Consider the following 13,580-nt stretch of genomic DNA (forward strand, 5'->3'; position numbering starts at 1 on the left):
AACCAGCTCAAAGGTTGGTATTGCAGACTTAGGTCAATTCCTTTACGTTCGGTTTTACCGCTGGGTTCCACAATGCCTGCATCTCCAACATACACAAATTCCTGTTCGAGGAAAAGGTACCAAAAAGCAGTATTTATGGTCATTTCAGAAATCGGCTTCCAGATCATCCCAAGATCGCTGCCATAAGCTGCCGGTAATATATTTTCTGAAGCCCTTCGCACTACCACCCTCGTGTCATTTGAATGAAAGCCTTTACCAGATTTGAGGTAGAGCTGTAAATTATTTTTTGCATTGTAAAGAAAATTAAGCTTTGGACTCAGGATTGTCTTTTCTTGAGAAAGCGTAGAATATTCCGCAGCGAGCCGGTCGTAGTACTGAAAATTGAAATGATCTAGACGAATTCCCGGATTTATGATCCATTTCCCTGAATGCAATGCAGCATTAAAATAACCGGCAAGGTTCGTCTCATTAATGTCTCCCAGGCTAAAGTAAGAGAGGGTGGTGAGACGCTCATAGGTATGAGACAATTCATTCTCATCACTTTGATCATTTCTTAAGGAAATACCGGCTTGCAGGTCTCCATACCAGTCTTTAAGGCTAAACCTGTGATTATATTCAGAATTTAACCCAAACATTGTCCTGGTTTCCTTCTGTTTTATCAGGTCTCCATATACAGGATCTTCAAGGAAAAAGGTGAAATTTGAAAACAGCAGAAAATCATATTCAGAATAATAGGCATTACTTTGAACAGAAGAATTTTCATCTATTTGATGGTCATATTCCAGAATTAAATTAGTGCGTGAGGTTTCGCCTCCCTCGGTGTCATCTATGGCACCAAATCTTGAAATCAAACCACTTTCCACCGCCCGCACCGGAATTTGTCCCGAAGCGTCCCATTTGCTGGTAAACCTGGAAAGGCTGGCTGTTAAAGAATTGTTAGCTCCTACCTTCCCTGCGTATTTTGCCATAAGGTTAATGCGGTTGAAATTCTGTGAGCTTTCAAAAGGGCCATCTGTAGCGAGGTATTCTGTAGCTATATATGCGCTGTGGTTGTAGTTGTCAAGAATGCTGAACATCCCTAGCAGTCGTTTTGTATCAAACTGTCCTGCTTCAGCTTTAATAAAACTATTTTCCAGCCTGTTTTTGGTCCTAAATGAAACAAAACCTGCGGTAGCAAAATTTCCTTTTTCGGTATTATAAGGGCCTTTTCCAAAGGAAATACCCTGAATTGCCTCCGGTATAAGGAAGTGCAAATCGCTATATCCCTGCCCGTGTGCATGAGAAACCATGTTCGCTGGCATTCCATCTACATCTATACTTACATCTGTCCCGTGATCGATATCAAAGCCTCGCAAAAAGATTTGTTCGGCTTTCCCGCCCCCTGCATGTTGCCCAATGATCATGCCCGGAACCTTCCGAAGAAGATCCTGCGAAGAAGTAACGGGGTTTATATTGGTATTTACTTTGCTGAAGAGCTCCAGGGAGTTGATTCCCGGCGCGATGACCACTTCATTAATAAGGTTGAGTTTTTCCTGGATCTCAATACGATTATCGTTGGCGCGGGCAATAAATGTGCGGGTTTTATAACCAATATGACTTACCTGAATGGAATCTCCCGTAGCTCCCGTGATGGAGAAATGTCCCAAGGAAGAAGTGTGCGTGTGATTATCATTATTAAGATTATGAACGTAAGCTCCTGAAACAGGAAATTTTTTGTTGTTTAGGATGATTCCCTGAATATTTTGCGCATTAACAGGTGAAAAACTGAATACAATAAAGGAGAGTAAAAAAATCTTGTAGAGGATCGAAAAGTGCATGAAAGAGTGATTTTATTCGCACTGCAATTTTATAACATTCTTTTCAGTAATCAGCTAAAAAATGTTGGAGGTTTTGCTTCATTCCCGGTTTATCTTCACCAAGATCTTCAAGAAGTCTTTAAAATTAACTTCGGATATTTTAAAATGGTATTTATAGAAGTTTTTAAATAAAATGTTAGACTTACGCTGTAAAAACTACGTAGGCTGTGGCGGAAGTAAGTTGAAATTGTTGCGAAAATTAGACTCTTCATGTTTAAAATAAATTATTTCATATGAATATGCCCCTGAAATTGAAAAAGCCCGTAAATATTAAATTTACGGGCTTTTCTGCGGAGAAAGAGGGATTCGAACCCCCGGAGGTGTGACCCTCAACAGTTTTCAAGACTGCCGCATTCGACCACTCTGCCATTTCTCCTTAGCGGATGCAAATATAGAAAGCTTTTTCATTTCTAAAAAGGAATTTTTTCCTTTTTTAAAAGATAATTTTATAGGTTCTGAAAAACAGGTAATTACATTTCATTTCATTTTTGTCAATTCAGCGATTTATAAAAAACCTGTGTGATATTTCAAAATACACTTATCTTGCTACTTAAAAAAGATACTATGGCCTCAGGATTTTTTGCGCTTTTGGATGACATTGCAACTCTAATGGATGACGTGGCTGTTTTGGGAAAGCTCGCCGGAAAGAAAACCGCCGGAATTTTAGGAGATGATCTTGCCGTAAATGCCGAAAAAGCCTCCGGATTCATGTCTTCAAGGGAATTACCGGTACTTTGGGCAATTACAAAGGGCTCTTTTCTAAACAAGCTCATCATATTGCCGCTGGCATTTTTACTAAGTGCCTATGTACCTTCGGTAATTACCCTTATTCTCATTTTTGGCGGACTATATCTGGCCTACGAGGGTGCAGAAAAGATAAATGAATTTTTCTTTCCTCATGCTCATAAAGAGGAAGCTCCAAAACTTGAGAAAATTTCAAAAGAGGAGGTGTTACGTAGGGAAAAGGAGAAAATAAAATCGGCTATTGTAACAGATTTTATACTTTCTGTAGAGATTATCATCATCGCCCTGGGAACTGTTACCGGTGAGCCAATCCTCAACCAAATTCTTGTGGTAAGCTTTATCGCGCTGCTGGCCACAGTGGGAGTTTATGGTATTGTGGCACTTATTGTAAGAATGGATGAATTTGGTGCAAAACTTATCGAACTAAATGATAGGAAAAACAGCATTTCTGATAAAATTGGGAATTTCCTGATTAATGCTCTGCCCAAAGTGATCAAAGGGCTTTCTGTAATTGGAACTATAGCTTTGTTGCTGGTTTCCGGAGGAATTTTTGTTCATAACATTCATTTTTTGCACGATCTTTTCGAAAATCTTCCGGGACTTCTCGTGGAATTTTTAACCGGTCTGGTGGTTGGAGCTCTAGTTCTCCTGGTTATTAAAGGAATCAGCAGGATCTGGATACAAATAAAGAGCAAATAATTATCTGGTTCAAAGATGATATAGTTTTCTCAAGGTTTCAGTTTAAAAAATGATCTGGAAGAATACCTTCTAGAAATGCCATTTTTGACAGGTATTATATTTGACTCTTTAAAGTGGATTTTAACTTCTTCTGAATTATTGAAAATCAGTACGCTAAGATCAAAACTTAAAATTGTGAATATCTCTTGAGCGATAAGTTTATGCCCGCCTGCTGAAAAATCTATATTTGGCACCCTAAAAATGAAAACTATGAGCGTAACCTGGTATGAATGTAAGGTGAAATACAGAAAAACACACGAAACCGGAGAACAGAAGGTCACAACAGATACTTATTTGCTGGATGCTGTTTCTTATACGGAAGCAGAAACCAGAATAACCGAAGAAATGGCTGCTTACACCAGCGAGGAATTCAGGATCATGAACATCAAAGTTGCCAACTTCTCTGAAGTGCACCCATTTGAAAATTCCGATCGCTGGTTCAAATCTAAAGTGTCCCTGGTGGCACTTGATGAAGAAAGTGGAAAAGAAAAGAAAACTAATATTTATCTTTTGGTGCAGGCAAACGATGTAAAGGAAGCTTTTGAGAATACTACTAAAGCGATGCAGGATACAATGGGGGATTACACAATTCCAGCTATTACCGAATCTCCTATTCTGGATGTTTTTCCATATTTTTCAGGAGAAGAAGAGCAACTGGAAAAATTTAATATGATAGATAAACAGGAAACGGTAGAGGAAGAAGTGATAGAAGAGACGGCTACTGCCTGATATTTTCTAAGCCGAAATTTTAAAGAGGTTGTTTAATCGTACAAACAACCTCTTTTTTTTTGTCTGGTTTTGATGTTTTAGATGGCAATTATGGATTATTTTCAGGAGAACTTGGGCTATGCGGCTTCTTTTCAGGACAAAATCCTTATCTTAAGCCTAGCTTTCACTATTAACCGCCCGGGCATTATACTATGAAAATACTTCTTACAGGAGCCACTGGATATATTGGTAAACGCCTGCTCCCGGTACTGGTAAACAAGGGTCATGAAGTTGTTTGTTGCGTGCGGGATGTTAATAGGTTTAATCCTCCTGAATCCCTTAGCAGAAAGATCTCTGTTATTGAAGCAGATCTTCTGGACAGAAATTCTCTCAAAAAGATTCCAAAAGATATTAACGGCGCTTATTACCTGGTACATTCCATGTCATCATCAGATGATTATAAGCAAACAGAAGAGGATTCTGCTGTTAATTTCAGAAATGCCTTAAATGCTACTAATGTTCAGCATGTTGTTTACCTCGGGGGAATTGTGAATAAGGAAAACCTTTCTGAACATCTTTCCTCCCGAAAAAATGTGGAAACCCAGTTGGAAAAAGGTGATTATCACTTCACTTCTCTAAGAGCGGGAATAATAATTGGCTCGGGAAGTGCTTCTTTTGAGATCATTCGTGACCTGGTTGAGAAACTACCTGTAATGGTGGCTCCAAAATGGTTGAAAACAAAATGCCAACCAATTGGGATTGCAGATGTAATTCGTATTCTTTCAGGCTCCATCTTTCTCAAAGAAACTTTTGATCGCATTTTTGACATCTGCGGTCCAGATATTCTCACTTATAAGCAAATGCTTCTGGGTTATGCGCAGGTAAGAAATCTTCAACGCCGCATCATAACGGTTCCTGTCATGTCTCCGCGATTGTCTTCCTACTGGCTGTACTTTGTGACCTCTACATCTTTCAAACTCGCACAAAACCTGGTGGATAGTATGAAAGTAGAAGTGGTTTGCCAACACACAGGGATTAAAGATATTTTAGGCATCACTCCAATAGGTTATCACAAGGCGATAGAAAAAGCATTTGCCAAAATTGAATCTGCTGAAATTGAATCTAGTTGGAAAGATTCAAATGTGAGCAGTGATCTTGATATGAAAATATCAGATTTTATCCAGGTGCCGGAGTATGGCTGCTTTCGCGACCGCCGTGTGATGAAGATCAATAATATGGAACATTCCCTGAAACAGATTTGGGGCATCGGTGGAAAAAACGGCTGGTACTACGGAAACTGGCTGTGGGAGATTCGCGGGGTTTTGGATAAAATGGCCGGTGGTGTGGGATTGCGCAGAGGGCGCACGAATCAACATAAGATAGAAGCGGGCGATACACTAGATTTTTGGAGAGTTTTATATGCGAATAGGGAAGAGGGCAGACTCTTATTATTTGCCGAAATGAAATTACCGGGAGAAGCCTGGCTGGAATTTAAAATCGAAGGAGAGAATTTGATCCAGACGGCTACTTTCAGGCCTTTAGGACTGGCAGGAAGGCTTTACTGGTATTCTGTTTACCCGTTCCATGGGTTCATCTTTAAAGGTTTGATCACTCAATTAACAGCCCATGAAGAGAAACGAAATTAGAAATCCCTTTCAAAAATGTCATTTTTAAAAAGGATTTTTAGCTGATGTTCTTTTGAAAATCGGGTTTAAATAATTATAGCATCGGTAATGGCTCCCACCACCGCTAAAAGAATAGCAAGCCACAGGGAAGGAGCAAAGCCTCTTGTAGTGAAGTCTGTGCTAAACTTGTCTGCCAATTCTATGATAAGAGCGTATGCTATAATTCGGGTGACGAACCCCAGCCCGAGAAAATAGAATATTCCAAGGGTTGCTATGTCAAGCACGAGGGTTAGAATCCAACTCAAAAAGAAACTGAGAACCCCAATCATTAGTGCCACAATAAGCGCAGTTTTAAACCCCTGTAATTCTACTTTGGGCATATATTTGGCAGCAATTAAAAGTACCGCTGCATCTATTACGATATGGATCAACCATTCAATCATATAAATTGGATTTAATTACTCTTCGGTATTACTTATTTTTTTCGCCTTTTCCTGGAGTTCATTCACATTGGCGGGATACGGATTTTCTTTTAAGGTTGTGGCAAGGTGTACGAGGTTATAAACCATCATATACAATGTCTTGTTTGTGAAAAAGTGCTTGTCTCCATTAGCTTCAATATACGCAGGGCCAGGACCGGCTTTTCCAACGTAATAACTAAAGGAATTCACTGGAATGCTAAAACCATGCTCCTGAAGATCAAAAAGTATGCTTGAAATCGCCTTTTTTGCACCATCTTCATTTCCATCTACCATAACCCCTGCGACTTTATTAAAAGTAGGGTACTGGCCTGTTTCTTCATCGGCTTCATTCCATATCCCGTCAAAGCGTTCTGCGACAATTTTAGCAATAGAACTACGGTCGCCGCGCCAAATAGGAGTAGCGATGATCATAATATCGCTTTCTTTGACTTTTTTGAGGATTTTTGGCCAGCCGTCGCCTTCGCCTTCATCAGAAGTGTTTCCCACTTTCACATCATGATCTACTACACGAATGCTTTCGGTTTCTACATCGAGTTCCTTGAAGATCTTTTCAGCGTTGCTTATGTAGGCCGCTGTGTTAGAAGTCTCGGGTGATTTTTTTAAGGTACAGTTTAAAAAGAGTGCTTTTAATGCCATTTTTAAATAGTTATTTTAGGTTAGTTTTTAGCGCTTCTCGGTAGCGCCTTCTTTTTTATGTTTTAAATTGATGCTGCCTTTAGGCTTTTTCTTCAGTTTAGAAGGAACTTCAGATCCTACCGGTCCTTTAGAAATTGTGATTCCACCATCAACCGAATAGATCGCTCCTGTAATGTAAGAAGCTTCATCTGAGGCCAGGAAGAGATATACATTGGCGATTTCTTCGGGAGTACCACGGCGTCCCAATGGGGTGGCTTTGATCATCGTTTTTTCGGTCTTTTTGTCCAAATCGCTGGTTTCCTTATGCGTCCATGCAGTATCGATTGGCCCAGGTGCGACACAATTTGCACGAATGCCGTTTTTGGCCTGCTCTACCGCAACTCCTTTAATAAAAGAATGTATGAAACCTTTTGTGCCGCCATACGGGGTCACCTTCGGAATTCCTATTTTTCCGGCTTCAGATCCTGCCGCAACTATATTTCCTCTTGATTTCTTTAAATGTGGAATTGCATATTTGGTCATTAAAAATGTGGTTCTAAGATTGTTTTTCAGCAGATTGTCGAACGCATCTGGAGAAAAAGCATCTACGGTATCTACTTCGGGATAAACGCCGGCGTTATTTATAAGAATATCCAGTTTTCCCCATCTCTTCACAGCGGTTTCTATAGCTTCTTTCGCATTATCTTCTGAGGAAATATCGGCTGAAAAGCCTAAAGCTTCCCCATTCGCATTTTTTATATCGTCTATAACTTCTTTTACAGGATCCTGCGGCATTCCCACCACCAGGACTTTTGCGCCTTCCAGTGCAAATTTTTTTGAAATTGCTTCTCCAATTCCTGTGGCACCACCTGTTACTATTGCTACTTTTTCATCTAATCTTTTCATGTTCATTCTGAATTTAAGGATTCATTTCTACTCATTTAACTTCTGAAAATGGCATTTTTAGAAGCCATTTATTCCTAAGTTAGCAGGTTTAAAGCCCGATTCAAATTGATTTAAGAAACAATTAAAAGAGTTTCCTGAAAGATTAACGCCATTTTTCACTACGATAATTAAATGTAGGAGACCTTCTTATAAAGAATAAACGAAGGAGCGTTAAGGCTTTCCTAATCCCTTCGGATAGCAACCAATTATAAATTAACTTGTGAAATACATACTTAAAAAAGGTGGTTATGAGATCAATTTGGAATGGATCTATCAGTTTTGGCCTGGTTAGTATTCCCGTAAAAATTTATTCAGCTTCTGAAGACCGAAAGCTGGATTTGGATATGCTGGATAAAAGCGACCACTCCCGTATAAGGTATAAAAGGGTCAATGAAAAGACCGGGGAAGAGGTGGAGTGGAAAAATATTGTAAAAGGTTACAAGCAGGATGATTCATACACAGTTCTTTCTGATGAAGATTTTGAGCAGGCTAACGCAAAGAAAAGCCGAACGATTGATATTGAAGAGTTCATCAAGGAAGAAGACGTAGCCGATGTGCTTTTTAAAAAACCTTATTTCCTGGAGCCTCAAAAAGACGGGGAAAAATCATATAACCTTTTAAAGAATGCACTAAAAGATACCGGGAAACTTGGCGTTGCGACTTTTGTGATGCGGCAAAAAGAGAACCTAAGTCTTGTTGGCGTCTATGAAGACGCACTGGTATTGCATGTCATTAGATTTGCAGATGAAATAAGAAATCCCGCAGATCTTAAACTGCCGACAGATGTGAAGGTTTCCAAGAAAGAAGTAGATATGGCGAAATCTCTTATTGAACAATATACCGAAGAGTTTGATTTTGATAAGTATAAGAACGTTTACAATGAACAGCTGCTAAAGATCATTAAGGCAAAATCATCTGGCAAGAAAACCAAGATAGAGAAGTTTGAATCCAAACCAACTCCGGCAAAAGATCTTATGGCACAACTTAAAGCCAGCCTTGATAAGAAAAAGAAGAACAAAGCTTCTTAAACAGCAAATAAGCACCAAAAATGGGACTTGAAGAGTACATTAGGAAAAGGAATTTTTCAAAGACACCCGAGCCCGAAGGGCAGTACCACAAGAATAAAGGAAAACCGAGGTTCGTCATTCAGCGGCACAAGGCAACACGTTTGCATTACGATCTTAGGCTGGAAATGGAAGGGGTGCTTAAGAGCTGGGCGGTTCCCAAAGGTCCGTCGATGAATCCCGGTGATAAGCGCCTTTCAATTCAAACCGAAGATCACCCTATCAAATATCTCACTTTCCACGGCACCATTCCTAAAGGAAATTATGGCGCGGGAGAAATGGTGATTTGGGATGAAGGCACTTATGAATCTTCATTAGAGGAAGATGAACTTTCCCTGCCACAGCAGCTTCAAAAAGGCAATTTAAAGATCAGGTTTTTTGGGGCGAAGGTGAAAGGAGTTTTTGCGCTGGTGCACACGAATAGGGGAAAGGAGCAGAACCAATGGCTGTTAATAAAAAAGGAAGATGAATTTTCTACAGATCTTCATTATGATGCAGAGAATTTCAATGATAGCATTTCAGAAGAAAAGGAAGTAAAACAACTTCAGAACACCGATTTTATTAAACCGATGCTGGCTACAAAAGCTTCGGATATTTTTAATAAAGCCGACTGGATCTATGAATTAAAATGGGACGGGTATCGGGCCCTCGCAAATGTTTCAGAAGGGAAGGTGGACCTTTATTCCCGCAACGGAATTTCTTTTAAGCAAAAATTTGCTTCAATATATGAAAACCTGAAATCCATTCCTCATGACGTGATTTTAGATGGGGAAATAGTGGCTTTGAATGAAGATGGATTACCAAATTTCCAGAGCCTGCAAAACTATCAAACCAATCCGGTGGGGGAATTGCGGTATTATGTGTTTGACCTGCTTTTTCTGAACGGGCATAACATTATGCACCTCCCATTGCTGGAACGAAAGAGTTTAATTGAAGACGTAATAGAGGATGTGCCACAGGTGTACTACTGCGATCACATAGATACCATGGGAAAATCTTTTTATGAAAAGACGGTAGATGCGGGAATGGAAGGGGTTATTGCCAAGAAAGGCGATTCTGAATATATTCCCGGTTCGCGTAGTGCAAACTGGCTGAAAATTAAGGCTTTTGAAAGTCAGGAGGCGATTATCTGCGGATTTACAGAACCTAAAGAAAGCAGTTTGCCCTTCGGATCTCTGATTCTTGGAATGTTCAGGGAAGACAAATTGATTTACATAGGTAATTGCGGTACCGGCTTTGATGACCAGGCGAGGAAAGATCTTTTTAAAAAATTTGAACCGCTTATTACTGAAAAATCTCCTTTTGATAAAAAAATCAATCTGAAAGGCAGAAAACCCACATGGCTTAGCCCTGAGCTTATTTGCGAAGCGACATTTTCTGAATGGACCAAAAGTGGACACATGAGGCATCCCGTTTTCAAAGGCTTAAGAAATGATAAAATTCCTTCAGAAATTGATAAGGAAAAGGAGGTGAAGGTGCCAAAGCAAAAGCCAGCCTCCAAAGGAATTTCAGAAAACCTGGAAATTGACGGAATTTCTGTTCCTATCAGTAATCTTGAGAAAATTTACTGGCCAGATTCTGGTTTAAGAAAGTACGACCTCATCGATTATTATTTAAAGGTTTCAGATTATATGCTTCCCTTCCTTAAAGATCGCCCGCAGAACCTTCACCGGCATCCAAACGGGATTAAACAGGGAAGTTTTTACCAAAAAGATACTGCAGGAATCTTTCCGCATTGGCTGGAGACGTTAAAGGTGCATTCCAAATCAAATAACAAGGATATTGAATACATAATGTGCCAGAATGAAGCCAGTTTGATCTATATGGCAAACCTTGGATGCATTGAGATCAATCCCTGGAATTCCAGAAAGGATAGTCTGCTGCGCCCAGATTTTACCGTCATTGATATAGACCCTACAGAAAAAAATACTTTTCAGGAAGTGGTGGAAGTGGCTCTCGTGGCGAAAGATGTGCTGGATCGTGCAAAAATCGAGGGTTATGTAAAAACTTCCGGTTCCAGCGGGTTACATATTTACATACCGCTGGGGGCAGAATATGATTATGACCAGGCGCGTGATTTCACCAAGATTCTTTGTTACTTCATTCATGAGCAACTTCCCCAGCTTACCAGTATGGAACGTAATGTGAAGAAGCGAAAAGGGAAAATATACCTCGATTTTTTACAGAACAGGAAAGGACAAACACTTGCAGCGCCTTATTGTGCAAGACCAAAACCCGGTGCTACGGTTTCAACGCCTCTAAAATGGCGCGAGGTGAATTCCAAACTTGATATGCACGAGTTTACCATAAAAACAGTACCCGAACGCCTAGAAAAATACCCTGATCTTTTTACCGATGTGCTAGGAAAGGGAATTGATCTGGAACAGGCTATCGAGGCATTATCATCCTAAAAGCCTGCCAAACAAAGAAATTTCTAATACTCCAAAAATGTGCTTTTTCGAAGCGTTTTTTTAGAAGGGAAACAGCCTAAGATTCGTCAATATCTTTTTCTTCTTCAGGGCGATTGGATCTGGTGTTTAAGAAATGCTTCGGATTTACACCGTATTTTTCTTTAAAAATTTTAGAAAAATAACTGCGATTATTCAGCCCTATGAGCTGGACGATTTGTGAAATATTATATTCCGAATTGCTGAGCATACCTTTTGCAGCTTCCAGCTTTTCCTGCTGCATAAATTTGTTGACCGTAAGACCGTAAAGATGTTTGAAACCGTCCTGTAATTTATTGACATTTGTCCCGGCTTCTTTTGCCAGGAAATCTACTGAGTAATTCTGGCTGAGATCTTTCTTAATAAAATCTATCGTCTTTTTAACCTTTTCAACATCCGATCGTCTTAAGATTTGGGAGGATCCTTCTAATTGATTATCATCATGATATTGATTGATTTGCAATGCAAGCATTTCAAATAACTTTCCTTCTAGAAAAATAGACCTAACAAAGCCATTGAATTCTTTTTCATTGATTTCCTCAACGATATCTGCTGCTTTTATACTGTAGTTGCCATGATAAAAGAATTTTTCCTGTGCCTGTGAATCTTTAAAAAGCAGTTTCAGCTTGTCATCAAGACCTTCAAAACAATAATTATTTCTAGAGCTAAAATCCTTGCGCACAATTTCTAAACTGGAAATATGGACAGTTTCATTTGCCTTAAAGAACAAAACATGGCCTTTTTGTCCGCTGCTGGATACAATGATATTTTGATAGGTGTCTATAGTATGTATGTCTTTATCGTCCTCAAAAGCATGATCAATTTTTCCCTTGGAACAAAAAATAAACTTTAAGGGGTGTGTTTGATTTATGGCAAATATTAGTTTCAGGTCATTATAAAAAGTACATCGGTATTCAATGATTCCTATTCCAGAGTCAAAGCTGGTACCGCGAATATAACCTTCGCCGTATTTTTCGGGAATGTAAAACATAAATTCGCCACTATCTTCTTCCAGAGGCGCTTTGAATTGTTTAGAAAGATCTACAAGAATATCCTCAACAGGTAATGCTTTCGTAATTATCTTCATTAATAGATTTTGTGTCGGCGGGTTTTCAAGGCTAAATTAGTATTTGTCAGGTTTAGATGGAGAAGCGGGACATCTTTTGTGTTAAAACGATTAACACTTATTCTGATAACGTCAATTTTTATTCAATTTACGGGTTTTTGACAAAAGATGGATCATAAAACTGTGCTATTTGTTTTAATGTTAAGTTGAATAACGGTAATCCCTGTACTAACTATTTGCGAATTTTACAAATGTTTTCATAATGATTCAATTATGAAATCCAGATAAAACACATATGACCTTTTTTTATTTTATGTTGGGACTGGAAATCCTGGTAGTTCTTTTAGTAACTTTCTTTTTGATCAAAAAAATCAGGGGAGTTATGAAGGAGCGAAAAAACCGAAAAGACGGTTCCTTTTAACTTCTTATAGAAGATTCTCCCTGCGTTTCTCTTATTGTTTCTTCTTTGGTTATGTTTTTCAGTATTGGAAAAGAGTGATACTGCTTTATTTTCTGCAAATTAGAATCCTTATCTTTGCCTTTCATTGAAAATAGAGAAGAATGAAAAGTATAAAGGCATTGCAATGGCGCTATGCTACCAAAAAATTTGATTCTGAAAAAATGTTGCCACAGGAAAAGGTGGAAATCTTGAAAAAGGCTTTTAATCTTACGGCTACTTCTTACGGATTGCAACCTCTTAAGCTTGTGGTCGTCGAAAATAAAGAATTGCAGGAAGAGATGATGAAAGCTTCCAACAATCAAAAGCAAATAGGGACAGCTTCTCAGGTTTTTGTGATTTGTATAGAGAAACAAATAGACAAAACCTTTATAGAGAATTATTTTAACTACGTAAGACGCATTAGAAATACTCCTGAAGAGGTTCTGAACCCGTTCAAAAACTTTTTAATAGAAGATTTTGAAGGAAAACCTTTACAGGAAATCAAAAAGTGGGCGACCAACCAGGCATATCTAGTGATGGGAACCTTACTTACCGTTTGTGCTGTAGAAGAGATTGATTCTTGTCCTATGGAAGGTTTCGAATCTGAAAAATATGATAAACTACTGGGATTAGACGAAAGAAATTTACAATCTGTCCTTGTTTTGCCAGTAGGTTATCGGGCTACAGATGATCAATTCGCCGGATTCAAAAAAGTACGTCGCCCGTTGGAAGAAACCGTGATAGAAATATAACTCCTGCACCATTTTCTTCGGAAGAGCTAAAAAGCAGAGGTCTCAAAAGTGGCATTTTAAATTCCATTTTTGAGACCTCAGTTTTTATAAAAATATCTT

11 protein-coding genes and 1 tRNA gene are annotated in these 13,580 nt (G+C 39.0%); 6 read left to right on the forward strand and 6 right to left on the reverse strand.

Features of this window, described 5'->3' with window-relative positions; all coding sequences use genetic code 11:
• On the reverse strand, nucleotides 1-1,817 hold a 1,817-nt coding region (locus ACOV1Q_RS15290), incomplete at its 3' end, for a TonB-dependent receptor (protein WP_424495271.1).
• Between the two features lie 330 nt (nucleotides 1,818-2,147).
• Nucleotides 2,148-2,232, reverse strand: a tRNA-Ser gene (locus ACOV1Q_RS15295).
• 188 nt (nucleotides 2,233-2,420) lie between these two features.
• Here ACOV1Q_RS15295 and ACOV1Q_RS15300 point away from each other — a divergent pair.
• From ACOV1Q_RS15300 to ACOV1Q_RS15310, 3 genes are all read left to right on the forward strand, one after another.
• Nucleotides 2,421-3,299 (forward strand): DUF808 domain-containing protein, encoded by an 879-nt coding sequence (locus ACOV1Q_RS15300; protein WP_424495272.1) that lies wholly within the window; start codon nucleotides 2,421-2,423, stop codon nucleotides 3,297-3,299.
• A gap of 249 nt (nucleotides 3,300-3,548) precedes the next feature.
• Complete coding sequence (locus ACOV1Q_RS15305) at nucleotides 3,549-4,067, forward strand: DUF4494 domain-containing protein (protein WP_424495273.1); 519 nt, start codon at nucleotides 3,549-3,551, stop codon at nucleotides 4,065-4,067.
• A gap of 191 nt (nucleotides 4,068-4,258) precedes the next feature.
• Complete coding sequence (locus ACOV1Q_RS15310; protein WP_424495274.1) at nucleotides 4,259-5,692, forward strand: SDR family oxidoreductase; 1,434 nt, start codon at nucleotides 4,259-4,261, stop codon at nucleotides 5,690-5,692.
• 65 nt (nucleotides 5,693-5,757) lie between these two features.
• Here the strand turns inward: ACOV1Q_RS15310 and ACOV1Q_RS15315 are convergent, their stop codons facing one another.
• From ACOV1Q_RS15315 to ACOV1Q_RS15325, 3 genes are read right to left on the reverse strand one after another with little or no spacing between them, the layout of a single operon-like run.
• Entirely contained in the window at nucleotides 5,758-6,114 is a 357-nt protein-coding gene (locus ACOV1Q_RS15315) for a phage holin family protein (protein WP_424495275.1), read from the reverse strand.
• 15 nt (nucleotides 6,115-6,129) lie between these two features.
• Nucleotides 6,130-6,789 carry a flavodoxin family protein gene (locus ACOV1Q_RS15320; RefSeq protein WP_424495276.1) on the reverse strand — a complete coding sequence of 220 codons (660 nt, stop codon included), beginning with the start codon at nucleotides 6,787-6,789 and terminating at the stop codon, nucleotides 6,130-6,132.
• A gap of 27 nt (nucleotides 6,790-6,816) precedes the next feature.
• On the reverse strand, nucleotides 6,817-7,674 hold the full coding sequence (locus tag ACOV1Q_RS15325; protein ID WP_424495277.1) for an SDR family NAD(P)-dependent oxidoreductase: 858 nt from the start codon (nucleotides 7,672-7,674) through the stop codon (nucleotides 6,817-6,819).
• A 287-nt stretch (nucleotides 7,675-7,961) separates the two neighbouring features.
• On the opposite strand from ACOV1Q_RS15325, the gene ku reads away from it, so the two are divergent.
• Entirely contained in the window at nucleotides 7,962-8,741 is a 780-nt protein-coding gene (gene ku / locus ACOV1Q_RS15330) for a non-homologous end joining protein Ku (protein ID WP_424495278.1), read from the forward strand.
• Nucleotides 8,742-8,761: 20 nt separating this feature from the next.
• Nucleotides 8,762-11,188, forward strand: a complete 2,427-nt coding sequence (ligD, locus tag ACOV1Q_RS15335; protein ID WP_424495279.1) for a DNA ligase D — start codon at nucleotides 8,762-8,764, stop codon at nucleotides 11,186-11,188.
• A 76-nt stretch (nucleotides 11,189-11,264) separates the two neighbouring features.
• Here the strand turns inward: ligD and ACOV1Q_RS15340 are convergent, their stop codons facing one another.
• Nucleotides 11,265-12,311 (reverse strand): helix-turn-helix domain-containing protein, encoded by a 1,047-nt coding sequence (locus ACOV1Q_RS15340; RefSeq protein ID WP_424495280.1) that lies wholly within the window; start codon nucleotides 12,309-12,311, stop codon nucleotides 11,265-11,267.
• Nucleotides 12,312-12,851: 540 nt separating this feature from the next.
• Between ACOV1Q_RS15340 and ACOV1Q_RS15345 the strand changes: the two genes are divergently transcribed.
• Entirely contained in the window at nucleotides 12,852-13,481 is a 630-nt protein-coding gene (locus ACOV1Q_RS15345) for an NAD(P)H-dependent oxidoreductase (protein WP_424495281.1), read from the forward strand.
• Nucleotides 13,482-13,580: the final 99 nt, after the last annotated feature.

The organism is Salinimicrobium maris (assembly GCF_049680855.1).
GTDB lineage: Bacteria > Bacteroidota > Bacteroidia > Flavobacteriales > Flavobacteriaceae > Salinimicrobium.